Here is a 20,393-nt window from a genome sequence, read left to right on the forward strand (position 1 = left end):
GTCTGTTACTATTTTATATTCGCAATGGCTCATGCTGAGGAATTGTTAGACATCTGATATTGTTTGACAAATGGGGATGTATAAATTCTATTTTTTCTCTTCTAAACTCATTGAAAATCAAACTATAAGTGGAAGCAATATTCTGTGTTATTAATTGATAATGAAGTAACCAAAGAGTTGCTTCATCTTCGATATAAGGGTCTTTCCCATTATCGTCTAAAATATAATCTGCAAAATCAGTTAATATGCCATCCTTGTCAATTATCCCAAACGCTCTCATCCAGAAACTAATACTTGAGACCATATTTTTACCTACGCCTAATTCAACTACTGCATCTTCATCTGTAAATTTTCTTCCTTTTTTAATAAAATCATACCCTTTTTTTAACCACAAATGCCTACAATGAAAAGTGTCGTGTCCTGAAAAAGTTAGTTTATTTATGGTGTTTATATTCTTCTGCATCAGCAATAAATTTAAGATGTATTTAACTTATAAAATAACGCAAAATTAATCAAATTAGCGCACTCAATCGGTTTTACTTTATCAACAAACGTATCGAAACGTGAAGTGGCTGAATGTTTGAGATTTATATAATTTTATTAAGTAATTGTTGAAAAGGTACTAGTTATTAAGGCAAAAAAATCACTCTTTCAAACTAGTAATTCTAAAAGTATTATTACCTTTTAATATCCCATCCTATTCCCTCAATTCTTTTAGAAAGAAATAGTAACGACTTTAATATTTCACTTTCATCAGGAAGAGTACCAGTAACTAATTCTTTAAAAGAAGTTGTGTAAGTTTTTTTTAACTCGTCCCAAACTTTAGCAGTATCTTTAAAAAGCAGCGCTTCTTTTGGATGGATATATAACCAGTCTTTGTCATTCGGAATCGCTTTGTCATCATCTTTTCCAACTTGTAGTAGCATAGAATCAAATTCTGTAGAATTTACAAATTTTTGTACGGTTTCAAGTTGTAATAACTGATGTAAATCATAAGTATGTCGAACTTTTGCGGATAAATCCTCTATAGGATTTTCAGAATAAGAGAACCTAACTAAACTGATTATTTTTTCACAAAATGTACGTTCTATTGACAAAGTCTTGACTTCAAAATCTTCTAATCCAAACTGTTTAATTAAGCCTGTATTTGAAGTGGTTTTAATATATTCAGCAATCAATGAACAAATTGGTTTAGTTGCATTTGGCTCAAAATTACCGAGATGGGAAACTTCCAAAGAAATATTTTCTCTAACCTGCCCATAATTTCCTTTAACACCAACTTTCGGATAGGAATAAACTATTTTCCGCAAACTTCCCATCTTCTTACTATTCGGGTCATTTGGAACAACTTCAAGGATAGATTTATCAATTACATCAGTAACCGCTTTTAGCTTTCTTTTCAAGTCATTACCTGTGTCTTCATTGCTTTTTACAACAACCAAATCAATATCTTCTGAAAATCGTTCTATTACTTTATAGCACTTTGATAAGGAAGTACCTCCTTTAAAAACAATCAAATCCTTAACATCAGAATGAAACAATTGATGTAAAGCATAAGTAACCCAATAATCTTTTTCAATAAAAATTTCAGGGATTTTAAAGTATTCAGAAGTTGCAACTATTGCCCCTTCAAAATCATTGTTGTTTATATGTAAATTCATTATGTAATATTCCAAGAATTAACTGTAGGGAGCAATTGTGAATTAATACCATATTCAAAACTACTTGACGGGTTCATTGACCTTTTTAATACATCATAAGTACTAAAATTAATTTTAAGTTCTTCCAACAAAGCACCCAGTAAAGCTCTAACTTTTGGAGGATAAGCTGCTCCAAAAGTAACCAGTTTTTTTATTTGTAAAGTATCAAAACCCCTCAATATATTTTTCAAAAAAACAATTCCATCGTTCTTTTTTAAATCGGGTATTGAATTCAAATCTTTGATAACATCTAAAATTTCTAAATATTTGATATTGTCATTAGTAACCTTAACATAACTCTTAGCTGGCTTAACAATCGTATTGCCAACTTTTCCTTTAACTTGTTTGTCTAAAGAAGCAATTCTAATAGAATTAGGAACTTGTGTTGTCAAACCTAATCTATTATATAATCTAGTTCCTGTAACATAAGCAACTTGCTTATTCTTATCAAACAAATAAAGATAAAGCAAAGCATCTTCTCTAGGTTTTTGTTCACCAAATACAGAAACTTTAGGTTTATAGTAATAACCTTTTCTAGCTCTTTTAATAACTCCTTTATCAACTAATCTACTAAGTGCTTTTGAAGCAGCTAGTACTTCATCAGAAGTTACTCCAAGTGCATCATATCCGAATACATCTCCTGTATCTATTCGATTTATCTTAGCAAGTATTTTATCTGTTACTTTCATAATCAGCAACAAAGATATATAAATATATTTAATATGTCAAGTTTATTCCATCTTTTACCTGACACATCATTAACATATCCATCAATATGAGCATCTAAACAATCATTACTACAATCTTCTAATTCTTTAAACCTAACCATAGAACTTTAAAATGTAGTGCTACATATAAACGATTTATAATTCAAGTAAACTATACTTCATAACATCATTACAATCTATCGCAATGGTTTTCTCGTTACCTTTCAATGATTTTCTTTTATTGCAATGTGTTGAGTGGTATGGGCAAAATTTGCACATACCTGTTATTCGTTTAACTCTTCTTCTTTAAATTTTATACTTTAAAATTCAAACCAATTGCCCTTTACAGCATCATTGCAATTGATTGCAATGGTTTTCTCATTAGCTTTCAATGATTTTTTAAGTATTAAATCAGGTAATTTTTCTAGGTACTGCTTTGGTAAATTCTGCTCTACATAATCGAATAATTGAGAATAGGTCAGCTTGTTTTTAAAGAAGCGTGTTAATGCAGTTTCACACTTTTTGGAGTGGTTGATAGTCTGCGTTCTTTTGGTGGCGTTACTTTGCTGTTTCTTCTTTAGGGCATCATACTTGGCAATGGCAACTAAATGTTCGTTCCACTTGGCTTTGGTATATTCAAAACCTACTTCTTTTGAAGTTTTTCTGGTCATGTCAAAATAATTGTATGGAAATAATGGCGTAAACTCATTCTTGATAAACCATTTTCTAGCCCATTCGGTACGCCAACGCATCTGACTGATTTCATCTACCAACACACTTTTGTTAAAACTGTTTCCTGTAAAGGCAATCCACTTGTTTTGATAATACAGATTGATTGCTTTTTTATAGCTTCCTGCAAATGGTGTGGAGGATTTGTAAATTTTCGATATGGATTTGAAAAAATCCTGTATTGCCAGTTCCCTAAACTCTTCACTGGTTAGCGTACCGCTGAAAGCTTCTTTGTACAAATAGCGTATATCGATAGGTTTATAATTGTGATAGTCCCCATTGGCTAGATTCTCGGCTAATTCCTGCGGGTGCAGAATTAACTCTTGCAGTTTATCCGAGAGCGTTTGTTCATTGGTTTGTGGTTCGCCGCCCGCCCCCTTAGTTTGAATAGCTTCTTTGCTGGTATGTGTTCCTGTAAAAAACAAATGAGAAGGCGTGAGAGCTTTGCTCGAACTCCTTATATCCTGAGAATTGTTTTCAACATTCTCTTTCTTTTTATATTCATTTATAAATGTTCTTGTACTTTCATTGTTATCAGGTAAAACATTCCAATATGTAAGTCTAAGTTCTTTGGTTTCAGAACTTTTCAATTTCGAGGTATATACATCCAAAATCACAAGGATTTCGGGATTGATATGTACTTCAATAGGTCTGTTTCTACCTGCAAAATGGTACTCAACAAATACTCCTGCCTCTTCTAAACGTTTTCTGTGATTGCGAACCGTTTTAGAGCAAATGGCAATACTACTAACCTCGTTTCGCTTTAACTGGGTAACTAGAAAGGAATTGATTTTAAACTCTTCAATTGGTCGCTTTGATGTTATGCCACCTTTGATAAACTTTTCATTGCGTTTCATCAGTTGGGAGTTATACAAATGCAACAGATTTTGAAATACTACTTCAGTAGCATATTTGACCGTTTGTATTTTCTTTTTCTCTACAATAAGCCCATAATCATTGCAAAACTGGGTTACAGCTTCGTTGTAGTCTCTTGGATTGTTATTCTTTGCGTTATGAAGTAAAAACAGTCTTTTATATTCTGTTTGAATATCATTGAGTACAGTCGTTTTGCAAAATTACTTTACTGAATTATTGTGCGCTTGAATCAACTCATTTTCCGCCTGTGTTTTGAAATTGTAACTGGCAATATACTTTCGGTAATTATCCATAGTACTGGAAAATGCCTCTTCAATGATAGCGGGATAAATTGCAATGATTCTGCCCGATAATTGCAATGGTCTTTCAGTTGGAGTATTTGATACTTCTTTGAATGGGTTCTCCCCAAAGCCAAAAAGTGTAGATGCCATAGAAAAGACTTTGTTATCAAGTCTTTGATGCGGATTTGTTATCATAGGGATTTTCTTTTAACCTTTGACAATGGCGCATTTTTACGCCATTGCTTCAAGGCTCAACAGCTTATTGCCGTGTATGTATTTTTATTTTGCAATGATTTTTCTATTCAATTGCAATGGAATTGCAATGAAAAGAGAATGGCTTTTATATTCTATTGTTTTTATAAAGCTCTACAGTACTTTTTATAAAAACTGTTTCATTCCCTCGTCCTTTGCTTCCTTTTTTGGCAATTCTTAAAAGACAATGTTGGCTTTTTAGGTCTTTTTTTATTTTTTCCACTGAAATACCTATGTAATTGGCAACCTGTCTAATAGTAGGTTCGTTAATAGTATGCCAATCGGTAAGTCCGTTTAGAACCGCCAACAGATCATTTGAAAGGATTACTACTTGATGACCATCAGGAATTTGAATTGTTTGCATAGCATAGCTTTTAGATTATGGTGCAAATACAAGAAATAGTAGAAAGTCCGATAAGTACTTTTTAGTCTGATAAGACTAAAAACTTCGGGAACTACTAGAAATAAAGGGAATGTTGAAAATGATGCTTTCTAAATAATCAGACCTTATTTAAATTGCTTTTGGCTGTGTCTTAAAATCAGTGATAATATTTGAAAACGCCAAAAAAAGGTTATTAAACGATTAAAAAACTACAAAGTCCGATAAGTCTTATTAGGTCTTATCGGACTCCGCATCTTGTCAAGTCTTAAATCTAAAGGAAGTTAAAATTGAATTATATCTTAATGATGTTATCCAAATTAGGGTCTTTATCAGTTCGATTGGGAGAAAGATAGGTTTGAATAGTTGACTGCGAAAGTGGCTGACCGTTTTCATCAATAAAATTTTCACAGATAAATTCTGTTATCTCTTTTATCTTGTAGCCAAGATAAGGTTTGCCATTTGGTTTAACACTCGTCATCATCTGTTTAAATACATTGGTTAATATATTTATAGCACCATTTATTTGAAGTGGTTGGGGTTTACTCTCATTTGAATAATATCGGGCACTATTTTGTGTTACCTCTTTCTCAAAATCGGTTTTCATCTTGCGTATTGTTTGGAGTTTTTCAATTAACTGGTTACATTGAAAATCATAATCCAATAATTTATTATTTTTTGAAATAATATCTGCTTGCTTGTATTCAAATATCTCTTCCGTTAAATAAATAATTTTGTTATTGAAACTGGAAAGTGTTTCAATATGCAATTTAGCTTCGTGAAAAGAGAAATACCTATCTTCTGTATCGGCATTAACGAATCTTTTTGGTGTACTTATTTTGCAAGGCTTTACAACGGCAACTTGTAATGAATCTCTTTTCTTTTCAATGAGATTAAATAGTTTGTTATATTTAAACAATGCTCCACTCTGAGTAAATAATTTTTCATTCTCAGCAATTAACAAATCGAAACTATCTAGCCAATTTAAAGGCGATTTCATTTGTTCTAATTGATGATTAATAAAATTGGAAAATCGGGATTGAGGAAGCTTTAGAAGTTTATCAATTAAAGTATCGCAATAGTTATCTAAGGTAATTTGCTCTTCAATGATTAAATCTAAATTTGTATTTGTGGACTGTGCTAAAGTTACTGCAATGAGTTCCGCAAAGGGAACTGACTTTATAGGGGGTTTGTTAGGGTTCAAATAATGTTGGTTTGGTTTATGTTTGTTTTGGCGTTGCATTTATTGAATTTCCCTCACATTTTATCGAAAAAAAAACCCTTATAAAAGGGTTTTTTCATAAACTAACTCATTTTTGCTCCTTAATGTGCAGCAAATATATAACGGAAAAATATATTTAATTTAACAAAAACTAAATTTCTACGATTAATATTCTTGTTAATTTAAAACCGCATCTATAATCTTTCGATGGACAGCATCTTTGGCATCATAAGAATAAGAGCCTTCATAAATTGAATGTACATCACCCCTACTGTGTCCCGTAAGTTCCATAATTATATCCCTGTTTAATTCGAGTTGTTTCCCGAGATTGACAAATGTATATCTTGCAGTTTTTGAAGTAAAGTAACTTTCAATTAATGGTTTTTTGTTTTCGTCATTTATGCTATAAATAAATTTAGAAAACCTTTTAGTAAAATTATTGCGTAGAGAAATGTATTGATACTTATGAATGTTTATCAAATAAGGCGAATTGTCTTTGTACTTCTCTAAAATTGCCAACGCCTCCGGAATAATAACATTATCAATAAACTCAGTTGTACCTCCTTTAAAACGGGTAAATTTTACTCGCCCATTTTTTACGTGCAAATCATATCTCAAATTTGCCAAATCAACAAAATCAATTCCTCCAAGATAAAAACATAATAAGAAATAATTATGGTAATGATAGTCATAGTCTGGACGAATTCCTTTAATCTTCGGAGGCAGATTTGAAAATAAAACTTTCATTTCTGATAACAGAAAATGTTTGTCCTCTGTTTTACCAACTTTAGGCATAATTCCTTTAAATGGGCTTACAAAACTTTCAGGCTTATAAGCTCCTCGCTTTATAGCTTCGTTATAAGTTGCTCTAATCGTTCTCAGATAATAATGTACACCTCCCGCTTTACAGCCATTTTTTAATTTAAAATCTCTAAACTTTGTTAGAAAATTATAATTTATCTCTGAAAAATATACTTCACTTTGATACTTTTTCATAACGTTATAAGCATCATTGTAATTTACCCAAGTTTTTCTATCGTTTGCTTTTAACTCATCGCAATAATCTTTTAGAAAATTTAAAAACGATTCAGGATTATCATTTGCTAGAAAACTTTCAATTTGATTAATTGAAACGTAATTTTGAGGCTTCCCTAAAATAGTATTAATTTTGATTTTCGTTTTTAAAACGTATTCCAATAAATCAAAATACAATGGATGCGTGCGCTTGGGTTCTTTTAATACATCATCCCAATCATCAATTTTGCAATGGTATGCAGTGGGAATTTTTTGTATTTTGTTTAAATAAACATAAATAATTAATGCGAAACCTTTTTTTGATTCCTTGTTTGAGGTGTTTAATTTGAATTCTATCGTCATAATGAGTAAAAAATAAGTAAACAAAGATATTATTTTGTACCTATTTTGTACCTATTTTAATGCTTTCGATGAAAAAAAAATTAGCTTAAAAATCAAGATTTCAGTTAAATTCAATAAAAAAGCCCTGAAAATCAGGGCTTTAAAAGAGAGCGGAAGACGAGGCTCGAACTCGCGACAACCAGCTTGGAAGGCTGGAGCTCTACCAACTGAGCTACTTCCGCAATGCGACTGCAAATATATAGAATAACATTCTTTCGATGCAACTTTTTTTTAAAAAAAATGGTGACTTATTTAAACCAAAGAATTTACTACTGTAAGTCATTTGTAATGAAAATGTTGTGAAACACTTTCTTAACTACAAAAATTTAAGAAGCCAATCTCGACATTATTTCGTGAGTTGCAGAAGGGTGATAAATAAACAAACACGATTTATTTTTTATCACATTGATAATTTTGGCATTCATTTCAACTGGAAGTGCTGGGCAGCCTTGGCTTCTTCCTAATCTCTTGTTTTGTTTTATAAAAGATTCCGAAACATAATCTGCACCGTGCATTACAACAGCTCTTTCTCTTGCTTTATCGTTTAATCCTCTTTCAAGTCCGTCTAATTTTAAAGACATTCCGTGCTTACCATCATAAATTTCACCAGTGGCATAAAATCCGACACTACTTTTAAAAGATTCTGCTTGGTTAGAAAAAACTTGAGCAAATTCCTGCCCTGTATTTCTTCCATGAGCTACTAAAGTTTGGAACAATATGATTTTTTTATCTAAATCGATTACCCATAGACGTTTCGAATTTGAAGACAAACTGAAATCAACTAAGGTTAAGATGTTTTTTTGAATAAGTCCTTTTTCTTTTAGCAAATGAAATCCATCCAATGCTAAATTAAAACAATCAAAACTAGGCAATACACAAGAGTTTGCATCTAATTGATTGTAAATAAATACATTTTCTAAAACAGCAGTAGTTTCTGTTTTAACGCTAATTTTTTTGGAATTTGATTTGCTTGGAAGATTTGTAAAAGACATCAACAAAACAACAAAAAACAGGGAGAAACATTTATAATTCATTGATAATATTTAGGTTAAAGATTTAGACTTGGTTTCGCAAACATAAACCAAATTTTGAAACATAAAAATATTTTAACTTTTATTAAGCTAAACTTAAGGGACTAACTCGTTATTGCTGAATGATTTTATTAATTTCAAAAGTTGCAATTCTGAATTAATTATTTACTTTTGTTCGACTAACCACACCACCAATGCCCAAGTATTCATGCTATTTCTTCTGCATAATTTTGCTTTTTGCAAGCAAGATGTTTGGTCAAAAAAAGACACTTCTAACACAATTTACCGACGAAAAAATCTCAATTGACGGCAAGTTTGATGAGAAAGCATGGAAATCTGCTCAAACCGCTACCGATTTTGTTATGTATGCTCCCTATAACGGTGTACCCATTCCGCCTGAAAAAAAAACAGACGTAAAAGTTGTTTACACCAATGAAGCCATTTATATAGCGGCAACGATGTATGATGATCAACCCACTGAAATTTCAAGAGAATTAACCGAAAGAGATAAATTTGCAACTGCAGATCATTTTGGAGTACAACTCAACGGATACAATGATGGACAACAAGAGTTTCGCTTTTTTGTCAGTGCTGTCGGTGTTCAGATAGATGTCTTTTATACTGAAGCAAATGGTGAAGATGTTTCTTGGAATGCCATTTGGGAAAGCAAAACACAGCTTACCAATTATGGTTGGGTTGTTGAAATGAGAATACCTTATGCCGCTTTACGTTTTTCGACAGCAAAGAAACAAACATGGGGTTTGAATTTTTATAGAGAAATTAGACGTGATAATCAGCAGTATAACTGGAACTTGATTCGAAATGAGATAAGTTCAGAAAGCAATCAGGCTGGAATTCTAGAAGGCATCGAAAATATAAAAACGCCAACCCGATTGTTTCTAATTCCTTTTTCTTCTTATTATTTACATGCAGACAAGAATCAAAAAACGTATGGAGAACTAAAAGGCGGATTGGATATTAAGTACGGAATCAATGATGCATTTACTCTTGATGCCATTTTAATTCCAGATTTTGGACAAACCAAATTCGACAATGTAGAATTAAACCTTAGTGCATTTGAACAGCAATTTGCTGAAAACAGGCCTTTCTTTACAGAAGGAACCGACTTGTTTAATAAAGGCGACTTGCTTTACACGCGAAGAATCGGTGAGAGCCCATCAATTGCATTAGCAGACAACGAGACTATAGATGTTTATCCAAATACTATAAAATTAATCAATGCCTTGAAAGTTTCGGGAAGAACTAAAGGAGGTTTAGGAATTGGCGTTTTGAATGCTGTTACTGAGCAAACAAGAGTTGAAGTCAAAAATACTGACACCAATCAAACCCGATTAGAAACTTTAGCTCCGGTAACAAATTATAATGTTTTTGTACTTGATCAACGATTTAATAAAAACTCTACTGTTTCTTTGACAAATACAAACGTTACCCGAAACGGCCATTTTAGAGATGCTAATGTTACTGCCGTGGCGTGGGATTTAAACACTAAAACTAATTCATTTCAGGCACAAGGTAATTTTCAATACAGTCAGATTAATGATGTTGATGATACCAATGGTTTCAAAACATTTATCGAATTCAATAAAACAAAGGGTAAGTATCGATATGGCATTGGTGGTACTTATGTGTCCAAGGACTACGACAATAATGATTTAGGAATTAATTTTCAAACCCACTATCATTCATTTTATGGAAATGTAAGTTACCGAATTTTAAAACCAACCAAAACGTTTAACACTTTTAAATTGAGTTTGAATGCTTCTTCAGATTTTGACAATGCTACAGGTAAAACCCAAAATAATTACTTAAATATAGGTTTAAACACATATAGTATAAAAAATGATTATTTTGCATTAGGCTTTAATTCAAGGCCATTTAAAATTTACGATTTCTATGAACCCCGTTCTTTTGATCAAACAAAATTTGTAATATATCCTGAAAATATTGAGAGTTGGTTTTACTTTTCTTCTAATTTTATTCGGAAATTTGCTTTAGATTTTAATCCAACCATAACTTTCTTAAACGAAAAAGACCGAATAAATTATGGCGCATTAATAAGCCCAAGATATCGTTTCAGTGATCACATATCTTTGATTTACTCTTTTAAATTTTCAAGGCAAAACAGAAATATAGGTTGGGTTGACTTTGATGAAAACGGCAACACTATTTTTGCAAGAAGGGACAGAATTACCTACATTAATACACTTCAAGGAAAATATTCACTCAATAGCAATATGAACCTTAACTTAACAGTTCGTCATTATTGGTCTTACGCGGTAAATCACGACTATTTGACCTTACAAGATGATGGCACTCTTACTGATAATTTAATTTATAACACTAACAAGAACTCCAATCTCAATACTTGGAACCTAGATTTATCTTATTCCTGGTGGTTTGCTCCAGGAAGTCAAGTTTCTGTTTTGTATCGAAACAGTTCTTCTTTATTTAGTCGGGAATACAGCCGCCAATTCGGAAGTAATTTTAGAGATGCTATTGACAATCAAAACTTGAGTCATGTCTTTTCAATCAGTGTTCGCTATTTTATAGATTACAATTCAATAAAAAACTCCAAGTTTTCGAAATCATTTACAAAACCGAAGGAAAGAATACATTTCTAAAACTGACTTTTTAGAATTATCTTTGTTACCCGAGGCCGATATGCCGAACTATATGAACCCGAGCGAAGCGAACGGAGCGAAGCTAAATAAAAAATACTACGCCATGAACAAAAAAGTAATTCTAATGATATTGGACGGTTGGGGAAAATCTCCGGATCCAAAAGTCTCTGCCATCGACAATGCCAATGTTCCTTTTATAAATAGTCTGTACCAAAAATATCCAAGCGCACAACTTAGAACCGATGGTTTGAATGTTGGTTTGCCCGAAGGACAAATGGGAAACAGCGAAGTGGGTCACATGAATCTTGGTGCCGGAAGGATTATTTACCAGGATTTAGCCAAAATCAATCTTGCCGTAGAAAATAAAACGTTCAACAAAGAAAAAGTAATTGCCGATGCTTTCGCTTATGCAAAAGAATTCGACAAACCGGTACATTTTCTTGGATTGGTTTCTGATGGCGGCGTTCATTCCCACATCAATCATCTAAAAGGGCTTATTGATGCTGCAAAAGACGAAGACTTAAAGAACGTATTCATCCATGCTTTTACCGATGGTCGCGATGTTGACCCAAAATCAGGAACTGGTTTTATCGGCGATATACTGGATCATATTGAAAACAGTTCTGTAAAATTGGCTTCTGTAATTGGACGTTATTATGCGATGGATCGTGATAAACGCTGGGAAAGAGTAAAACTTGCCTATGATTTATTGGTTAACGGAATTGGTCAACATGTAACGGATGCTGTAGCTTCTTTAAAAGAAAATTATGCTAACAATATTACCGACGAGTTTATTCCGCCAACCGTTATGGTAGATGAACATAACAAACCTTTAGCCACCATCAAAGAAGGCGATGTTGTTATTTTCTTTAATTTCAGAACCGATCGTGGTCGCCAGTTGACCGAAGTGCTTTCGCAAAAAGACCATCCGGAACAAAACATGCATAAAATGAATTTGTATTATGTGACGATGACCAATTATGACGATACGTTCAACAACATTTATCGTGTTTTTGACAAGGATAACATTACGGAAACCTTAGGTGAAGTTTTGGAAAAAAACAATAAAAACCAAATCCGTATTGCGGAAACGGAGAAATATCCGCACGTGACATTTTTCTTTTCCGGCGGTCGTGAACATCCATTTGAAGGGGAAACCCGAATCCTCCGCAACTCACCAAAAGTGGCCACTTATGATTTACAACCCGAAATGAGTGCGTTCGAGCTTGCGGATGCCTTGGTGCCTGAATTACAGAAAAAAGAAGTTGATTTTGTCTGTCTTAATTTTGCCAATGGCGATATGGTTGGTCATACCGGTATTATGTCAGCAGCAATTAAAGCCTGCGAAGCCGTTGACAAATGTGTCGAAAAAGTAATTACGGCTGCACTTGAGAACGGATATACTACTATCGTAATTGCCGACCACGGAAACTGCGAAACGATGATTAATCCTGATGGAAGTCCGAATACCGCACACACAACCAATCCGGTTCCAATAATTTTGGTAGACCCTGAACTTAAAACAATCCACGATGGAATTTTAGGAGACATTGCTCCTACTATTTTAGCTTTGATGGGAATTGAAAAACCGGCGGTAATGACTGGTAAATCCCTATTGTAAACCTGTTTTATTTACATTTTATAAAAAAAGAAATTCATTAGTTTGGGTTTCTTTTTTTTATAAATAAAAGTTAAAATTTCAATATTGATAGTATTACTATTATATTTGCAAAAAATATTATCATTATGGACACTGTGCTATCCAACATAAAAATACAAGTTAACGAAAAAATTTATGTAAAAGATCCAGAGAGCTCAACTTTAGGTAAAAAAATTATACAAGAAAGTATCATTTTGATTGATGAAATAGGCTTTGAAGATTTTACTTTTAAAAAATTAGGAGATAGAATAGGCTCCAACGAAAGTTCGATTTACCGCTACTTTGAGAGCAAGCATAAGCTTTTGGTGTATTTATCTTCCTGGTATTGGGGTTGGATGGAATATCGTTTGGTATTATCAACATCAAATATCAATGACCCGATGGAAAAACTAAAAAGAGCCCTAACTATCGTCACCGAAAAAATTGAAGATGACAACACAACACTTCACATCAATGAAGCAATTTTAAACCGAATCATCATCGTTCAATTTACAAAAACATTACTAACCAAAGAAGTTGATGAAGAAAATAAAGAAGGCTTCTTTTTGGTATACAAAAGAGTAATCAATAGAATTATAACTATTATTGAGGAAGTGAATCCTGACTATATGTTTGCCAAAAGTTTAGCTTCTTCAATTGTTGAAGGTGCACTGCATCAACATTTTTTGAAGGATCATTTGAAAACCATTACCAATTGTAATGACGATGTATCTCCGACAGCGTTTTATATAAATTTAGTTTTCCAAACTTTAAAATCATAACTATGAAGTTTACTCCTTTACAACGTTTAATTAGTTTACTACGACTAGATAAAAGAGATATTTCACAAGTGTTCTTTTATGCCATTTTTGCTGGATTAGTAAGTTTGTCCTTGCCATTAGGCATTCAAGCCATTATCAATTTAATACAATCAGGAAGAGTAAGTGTTTCCTGGATTGTTTTAGTCATAATTGTAATTATTGGAGTTGCTTTGGTTGGCATTTTATCTATCATGCAGCTTAGAATAACGGAGAATTTACAACAAAAAATATTTGTTCGTTCCTCTTTTGAATTTGGCTATCGTTTACCAAAAATAAAGTTCGATGAATTATATAATCAATATCCACCGGAATTGGCCAATCGTTTTTTTGATACCATAACCATTCAGAAAGGAGCTTCAAAATTATTAATCGATTTTTCTACAGCATTACTTCAAATAGTTTTCGGGATTATTTTACTTTCTCTTTATCATCCGTTTTTTATTTTCTTTGGATTAATACTGTTGTTTTTATTGTATATTATTTTTAAATTTTCATATAATTCTGGACTTTCAACTAGTTTAAAAGAATCAAAATATAAGTATAAAGTGGTGAGTTGGCTTCAAGAAATGGCGCGTAATAATTTCAGCTTTAGAAAACAAACAAATTTTGAATTTGCTTTAAATAAAAATAACAACTTAGTTTCTCAGTATTTAGACTACAGAGAAAGACACTTTAACATTATAAAAAGACAGTACTTGCAATTGATAATTTTCAAAGTCATTATTACTGCTGGATTGCTTTTTATTGGTGGCTATTTAGTACTGAATCAAAAAATGAATATTGGTCAATTTGTCGCTGCGGAAATTATTATTTTATTAGTAATAAACTCTGTCGAGAAAATTGTGGTTGGTTTAGAAACATTATATGATGTTTTAACCGCAGTTGAAAAAATAGGGCAAATAACCGATTTAGAAACAGAACCTTATCAAACCATAACTAATGAAATATGTTATAATAATATTTCATTAGAGGCTGAAAATATTAATTATAAGTTTCCAGAATCAACAGATTATGTGTTAAATAAAATTAGTTTTAAAATTGAAAACTCTGAAAAAATACTCTTAGAAGGTGATAATGGCTCCGGAAAAACTACATTAATCAGAATATTATCAGGACTAATCCAGCCTACTTCGGGAGTATTTTTTATTAATGATGATACGTATAGAAAAATAGATTTGCAACAATATCGTTCCCAAATTGCAACAATTATTAACGGAGAAACGCCATTTGAAGGAACCGTTTTAGAGAATATAACTTTTAATAATCCTGCTATTACTCAAGAAGATATAAAATGGGCGATTGAAAGTGTTAAATTAGGTTCCTTTATAAAATCATTACCAAAAGGTTTGGATACCAAAATTTTTCCTGAAGGAAAACAACTATCCTCATCCAATGCTCAAAAAATTCTTTTAGCAAGGAGCATTGTGAATAAACCAAAAATTCTTTTTTATGAAGATGCTTTAGACCGAATGGATGCTAATGTTGCTAAAGAAATCATTGACTTTTTAACATCGAGTGAAAATAAATGGACTTTAATTGTATCCTCAAAAAATCCGTATTGGATAGAAAAATGCACTCGTAAAATAACTATGCAAGAAGGGAAAATTAGTAACGACACTAAAACTATTTAATCATGCTCAATATTTCTAACAACTATCAGATTACTGAAAACATTGAACAGTTTAGCACAGTAAAAAACCTAAGTCACAGACCTCATTATAAAATTTTAAATAAAATAATCCTAGGAGTTTCTATTTTAGGAGTTATTATTTTATTTCTTCCTTGGACACAAAATATTTCTGGTTCAGGTGCTGTAACAACATTGAAGCCCGGACAAAGACCACAAACCATTCATACTGCCATTGCTGGAAGAATCGAAAAATGGTATGTTAAAGAAGGTGATTTTGTAAACAAAGGAGATACTATTTTATTCATTTCTGAAACGAAAGAAGATTACCTAGATCCGAACTTAGTTAAAAACACTGAAACCCAAATGAAAGCAAAAGAAATGGCGCAACAATCTTATGGTGGAAAAGTTACTACACTTTCTTCTCAAATTGCAGCAATTCAAAACGAAAAGAATTTGAAACTACAACAAGCTAAAAATAAAATTAGACAAGGATATCTTAAAGTTAAAAGTGACAGCATTGATTTAATAGCCGTTAGGACTCAAGTTAAAATAGCCAACACACAATTTAATCGTGCGATTGCTCTAAACAAAGAAGGACTAAAACCATTGACTGATGTTGAAGAAAAAAGATTGAAACTTCAAGAGGTTGATGCCAAAATTATTACTCAGGAAAACAAACTTTTGAGTAGCGAAAATGAACTTATAAATGCTAAAGTAGAAGTCAATCGAATCATGGCAGAGTATAATGAAAAAGAACAAAAAGCTAGAAGTGATCAATATACTGCATTGAGTAATCAATATGATACTGAAGCGCAAGTCAACAAATTAAAAAACCAATATACCAATTACCAAATTCGTAACGGAATGTACTACATCAAAGCGCCACAAAGTGGTTATGTCAATCGGGCTTTGCAATCGGGTATTGGAGAGACTATTAAAGAAGGGACACAAATCATTAGTATTATGCCATCAAAATATGATATTGCTGTTGAGACTTATGTAACTCCAACAGATTTGCCTCTAGTACATAAAGGTGAAAAAGTAAGGGTTTGGTTTGATGGTTGGCCTACAATAGTGTTTTCAGGTTGGCCTGGCATGAGTTATGGAACTTATGGTGGAAAAATTGTAGCAGTTGAAAATTTTATTAGCGATAATGGGAAATTTAGAGTTTTGATTGCTCCCGATGCTGAAGAAGAAGCGTGGCCAAAACAAGTTAGTATTGGCTCAGGTGCACAAACTTTGGCTTTATTAGACAATGTCCCTGTTTGGTTTGAACTTTGGAGAACTTTAAATGGATTTCCTCCTAATTATTATCAACCAAAAGGCAATACACAAAAAGAAAAAAAATAATGAAATCAATAGTTTTAGGTTTTTTATTTATTGGATTTTTAGGTTTTGGACAAAATTTACAACCAAAAGAATTCAGCTATAATGAATTTTTGGGGTATGTTAAAAAATACCATCCATTGGTTAAAAGTGCGAACTTACAGATTAGTTCGGCTCAAGCTAATTTAATGATGGCTCGTGGTGGTTTTGATCCAAAAATTATTGTAGATTTTGATCAAAAAAAATTCAAAGACAGTGAATATTACTCTATTCTCAACAGTAGTTTTGTCATTCCAACTTGGTATGGTATTGAGGTAAAAGCTGGTTTTGACAACAATGAAGGTATTTACCTCAATCCTGAAAATACGGTTCCAAATCAAGGTTTAACTTCTTTAGGAATAAGTATTCCGCTTGGTCAAGGTTTGTTTATCAATCAACGCATGGCGGATTTGCGCAAAGCAAAACTGCAAATCAAATTAAGTCAATCTGAACAAAAACTATTAGCCGTCGCAGTTCTATATGATGCATCTGTAGCTTATTTTAATTGGAAAAGAAATTATAATGAAATGAAGCTTTATGAAGCGTATACTAAAAATGCTCAAATCAGATTTACAGGTGTACAATCGCTTATTAGAGAAGGTGACAAACCAGCTATTGATAGTGTTGAGGCCGGAATACTAGTAAAAAATCGTTTGTTGAGTTTTGAAGATTCTAAACTTAAATTAAATAAAGCCAAGCTTGAATTATCTAATTTTCTTTGGCTCGAAAACAACATTCCGCTAGAATTAGCAGATGATTTAATTCCAGAAGAAAAATTAGAACAGACCATTCAGGAAACTTTACGAACTAATGAATTATTGAATTCTGATATCTCTATTACGAATCATCCCAAAATTAATGCGCTTCAAAGTAAGGTTGACATTTTAACTGTTGATAAAAAACTAAAGGCCAATATGATCTTACCAAAAATTGATTTAGGGTATTCCTATTTGTCTGAGCCTAGCTATTTCGATGATTATAAATTTCAAGATTATAAAGTCGGTTTGAATTTCGCTTTCCCTTTGTTTTTAAGAAAAGAAAGAGGTAGTTTAAAAATTGCAAAATTCAAAGTTCAGGATGCGCAACTAGAATTAGACTTGGAGCGTGTTCAACTGAAAAACAAGATAAATGCACAACAAATTGAGATTAAGTCATTGCTAAAACAAAAAAACATCATTTCCGACTTAGTAAAAGATAACAATACGATGCTAACTTCGGAAGACCGATTATTTTCCTTTGGTGAAAGTTCGATTTTTTTAATTAATTCGAGAGAAAACAATTTAGTATCAGCTCAATTAGCCCAACTCCAAATTGAAAACCGCTTTTTTGAATCGAATGCCGCTTTGTTTAAAATGATTGGGAATCCCGAGTAATTTTTAAATAGAAAACTTAATACGATTCTATCCAAGAAAAATACTCTTTTATTATGCTGTTTTTTTCTTTGCGAATAAAGTCCAAATACGCAGTAGCTGCTGGACTCATTTTTTTCCCTTTTAACCAGATTAATGTCCAGTTGGTAACAATAGGAAGGTTTTTTGAAGGTATAATTCTAATATTTCCATTTTCTAATTCATTTTTCAATCCTATTAATGGCATAATGGAAAGTCCTAATCCAGCTATAACAGCTTGTTTTACTGCTTCGTTAGACGTTAATTGTAATTTCATCTTGGCTTGAATACCTTGCTTGCTCAAATAGTTTTCCATAGCAATTCGAGTAGCAGAACCTTCTTCACGAAAAATGAGAGGAGTGTTAGAAAGGTGTTTTCCTGTTTTCTTAGTATCTGGTAATGCACTATTTTTATTGGCTAACAAAAATAATTTATTGGTCAGTAATACTTCTGATTCAATCTTAACAGCAGCGGGCAAAGTTGATACTAATGCAAAATCAACTTCATTATTCTTTAGTGAATGTATTACTTTTAATTTATTGGTAACATCCATTTCTAACTCAATGCCGGTATTTTTATTTGTAAAATCAGACAAAAAATAAGGCATAACATATTTTCCGGTAGAGACTACTGAAATTTTCAATTTACCCGTTAGTATCCCTTTAAAAGTTGATGTTTTATAATTGATGTTGTAAACCTCATTAATAATATTTTCTGCAGCTAGGGCAATTTCTTTTCCAAATTCGGTAACATACAATTTTCTGCCTACTATTTCCGTAAGAGGAATTTCGAACTGATCCTGTAAATTTTTTAATTGTATAGATACCGCAGGTTGCGTGAGATGTAGTTCTTCTGCAGCCTTTGTGATACTTTTCGTTTGTGTGATTTTTAAAAAAACCTGAAGCTGATGTAGTGTGTAATTCATAAATAATGTTTATGCATATAATAACAAATATAAATAAAAATATATGGATTATTATATAGAATTTTGCCAAATAAAATTAAAACAGTTTCTATATGAAAGAAAATATAAGAGTAAAAAGGAGCAAGATTGGGCTGACATTTGTGATGTTTTGCTTACTCGTTGCATTACTAATTAATATCGTTTTGCAAGAAAATATAATTTCATTCGGAATTCTGGGAATACTAGTTATTGTTGCCATAATCCAACTTAAAAAAATGAATTTAAAACTATGAAAAAAAATCAGAAAAAAGAGTTTAAGCTCATTGAAAGCACCTTCACTCCCGAAGAAGCCAATGCTGTATTAACAAATCTCATTAACAGTAAAATAAATTATCACAATCTGGATGATTTCAGCAATTTCGTTCGAGCGGACAGAAATATTGAACATTCAAAAAGACGTGTTTCCGAATTAAACGAGACTAAAACAGCACTGAAGTCATTCATTGACACAGCAAACGAAAATGGTTTTAATCTTCTTATAAAAAGTTCAATAGCTATTGAATTTACAAAATAATGTTTCAGAATCGTAAATTATTAATCGCCACAAAACACCATAAGGAAAAAGTAATTAGAACACTATTTGAAAAAGAACTAGGTGTTTCCTGTTTAGTGAGTGATGAATTTGATACCGATACTCTGGGAACTTTTTCAGGCGAAGTTTCAAGAAAAGATGATGCCCTTACGACCCTTAAAAAAAAAGGCGTCCTTGCTATGGAAAAAAATCATTGTGATTTGGTTATTGCTAGTGAAGGGTCGTTTGGAGCTCATCCATCGGTTTTTTTTGCTTCTGCCGATGATGAACTGATGATGTTAATGGATACGAAAAACGATTTAGAAGTAGTGGTGCGAGAGATTAGTATGGATACCAACTTTAACGCATTAATCATTTCAAATGAACCTGATTTATTAGCCTTTGCTCAACAGGTGAATTTTCCTTCTCACGGCCTTATCTTAAAACCATCTGAAGACAATTACAGTAAAATAATTAAAGGAATAACAGACTTTGACACATTGAAAAAACATTTTCATGACTTTAAGAACGAGTATGGTAGTGCCTATGTTGAGACCGATATGAGGGCGAATTACAATCCAACCCGAATGAAGGTTATTGAAAGAACAGCGCAAAAACTTTTAGAAGCTATACTATCACAATGTCCAGAATGTAAAACACCAGGATTTACTATAACTAAAGCTTTACCCGGATTACCCTGCAGTTGGTGCAATGCACCAACAGCCTCAACACTGAGTTTCTTATATACCTGTAAGAAATGTGATTTTACCAAAGAGGTATTATATCCTCATCAAAAAACCGAAGAAGATCCCACTTATTGTGATTTATGCAACCCCTAAT

The 20,393-nt window shown here is 32.2% G+C and carries 18 protein-coding genes and 1 tRNA gene; 8 read left to right on the forward strand and 11 right to left on the reverse strand.

Features of this window, described 5'->3' with window-relative positions; translation table 11 throughout:
- Positions 1-13: 13 nt before the first annotated feature.
- From RMN97_RS06525 to RMN97_RS06570, 10 genes are all read right to left on the reverse strand, one after another.
- Positions 14-463, reverse strand: a complete 450-nt coding sequence (locus tag RMN97_RS06525) for a DUF4007 family protein (protein WP_309613716.1) — start codon at positions 461-463, stop codon at positions 14-16.
- Positions 464-677: 214 nt separating this feature from the next.
- Entirely contained in the window at positions 678-1,661 is a 984-nt protein-coding gene (locus tag RMN97_RS06530) for a nucleotidyl transferase AbiEii/AbiGii toxin family protein (RefSeq protein ID WP_309613717.1), read from the reverse strand.
- Entirely contained in the window at positions 1,661-2,389 is a 729-nt protein-coding gene (locus tag RMN97_RS06535) for a DUF6088 family protein (protein ID WP_309613718.1), read from the reverse strand. The genes RMN97_RS06530 and RMN97_RS06535 overlap by 1 nt, the downstream gene beginning before the upstream one ends.
- A gap of 338 nt (positions 2,390-2,727) precedes the next feature.
- Entirely contained in the window at positions 2,728-3,993 is a 1,266-nt protein-coding gene (locus RMN97_RS06540; protein ID WP_309613719.1) for a hypothetical protein, read from the reverse strand.
- A 219-nt stretch (positions 3,994-4,212) separates the two neighbouring features.
- Entirely contained in the window at positions 4,213-4,488 is a 276-nt protein-coding gene (locus RMN97_RS06545; protein ID WP_309613720.1) for a hypothetical protein, read from the reverse strand.
- Positions 4,489-4,633: 145 nt separating this feature from the next.
- Positions 4,634-4,909 (reverse strand): hypothetical protein, encoded by a 276-nt coding sequence (locus RMN97_RS06550; protein ID WP_309613721.1) that lies wholly within the window; start codon positions 4,907-4,909, stop codon positions 4,634-4,636.
- Between the two features lie 310 nt (positions 4,910-5,219).
- Positions 5,220-6,167, reverse strand: a complete 948-nt coding sequence (locus RMN97_RS06555) for a hypothetical protein (protein ID WP_309613722.1) — start codon at positions 6,165-6,167, stop codon at positions 5,220-5,222.
- Between the two features lie 156 nt (positions 6,168-6,323).
- Positions 6,324-7,523 (reverse strand): site-specific integrase, encoded by a 1,200-nt coding sequence (locus tag RMN97_RS06560; protein ID WP_309613723.1) that lies wholly within the window; start codon positions 7,521-7,523, stop codon positions 6,324-6,326.
- 148 nt (positions 7,524-7,671) lie between these two features.
- Positions 7,672-7,744: transfer RNA gene (locus RMN97_RS06565), tRNA-Gly, on the reverse strand.
- 144 nt (positions 7,745-7,888) lie between these two features.
- A complete protein-coding gene (locus RMN97_RS06570) occupies positions 7,889-8,596 on the reverse strand; it encodes a murein L,D-transpeptidase catalytic domain family protein (protein ID WP_309613724.1) in 708 nt (235 codons plus the stop codon).
- Between the two features lie 191 nt (positions 8,597-8,787).
- Between RMN97_RS06570 and RMN97_RS06575 the strand changes: the two genes are divergently transcribed.
- The 6 genes from RMN97_RS06575 to RMN97_RS06600 all read left to right on the forward strand — a co-directional run bounded on the left by RMN97_RS06575 (position 8,788) and on the right by RMN97_RS06600 (position 18,063).
- A complete protein-coding gene (locus RMN97_RS06575; RefSeq protein ID WP_309613725.1) occupies positions 8,788-11,235 on the forward strand; it encodes a DUF5916 domain-containing protein in 2,448 nt (815 codons plus the stop codon).
- A gap of 103 nt (positions 11,236-11,338) precedes the next feature.
- A complete protein-coding gene (gene gpmI, locus RMN97_RS06580) occupies positions 11,339-12,856 on the forward strand; it encodes a 2,3-bisphosphoglycerate-independent phosphoglycerate mutase (RefSeq protein WP_309613726.1) in 1,518 nt (505 codons plus the stop codon).
- A gap of 125 nt (positions 12,857-12,981) precedes the next feature.
- Positions 12,982-13,656, forward strand: a complete 675-nt coding sequence (locus RMN97_RS06585; RefSeq protein WP_309613727.1) for a TetR/AcrR family transcriptional regulator — start codon at positions 12,982-12,984, stop codon at positions 13,654-13,656.
- A 2-nt stretch (positions 13,657-13,658) separates the two neighbouring features.
- Positions 13,659-15,326: an ATP-binding cassette domain-containing protein gene (locus RMN97_RS06590; protein WP_309613728.1), complete on the forward strand. Its 1,668-nt coding sequence runs from the start codon at positions 13,659-13,661 to the stop codon at positions 15,324-15,326.
- 2 nt (positions 15,327-15,328) lie between these two features.
- On the forward strand, positions 15,329-16,675 hold the full coding sequence (locus tag RMN97_RS06595; RefSeq protein WP_309613729.1) for an HlyD family efflux transporter periplasmic adaptor subunit: 1,347 nt from the start codon (positions 15,329-15,331) through the stop codon (positions 16,673-16,675).
- Positions 16,675-18,063, forward strand: a complete 1,389-nt coding sequence (locus RMN97_RS06600; RefSeq protein ID WP_309613730.1) for a TolC family protein — start codon at positions 16,675-16,677, stop codon at positions 18,061-18,063. Before RMN97_RS06595 ends, RMN97_RS06600 begins: the two co-directional genes overlap by 1 nt.
- Positions 18,064-18,079: 16 nt before the next feature.
- Here RMN97_RS06600 and RMN97_RS06605 read toward each other — a convergent pair whose 3' ends face one another.
- Entirely contained in the window at positions 18,080-19,003 is a 924-nt protein-coding gene (locus RMN97_RS06605; protein WP_309613731.1) for a LysR family transcriptional regulator, read from the reverse strand.
- A 268-nt stretch (positions 19,004-19,271) separates the two neighbouring features.
- On the opposite strand from RMN97_RS06605, the gene RMN97_RS06610 reads away from it, so the two are divergent.
- On the forward strand, positions 19,272-19,556 hold the full coding sequence (locus tag RMN97_RS06610; protein ID WP_309613732.1) for a hypothetical protein: 285 nt from the start codon (positions 19,272-19,274) through the stop codon (positions 19,554-19,556).
- Complete coding sequence (locus RMN97_RS06615) at positions 19,556-20,392, forward strand: DUF6671 family protein (protein WP_309613733.1); 837 nt, start codon at positions 19,556-19,558, stop codon at positions 20,390-20,392. Before RMN97_RS06610 ends, RMN97_RS06615 begins: the two co-directional genes overlap by 1 nt.
- Position 20,393: the final 1 nt, after the last annotated feature.

Source organism: Flavobacterium sp. (assembly GCF_031381455.1).
In the GTDB taxonomy this organism is placed as follows: domain Bacteria; phylum Bacteroidota; class Bacteroidia; order Flavobacteriales; family Flavobacteriaceae; genus Flavobacterium.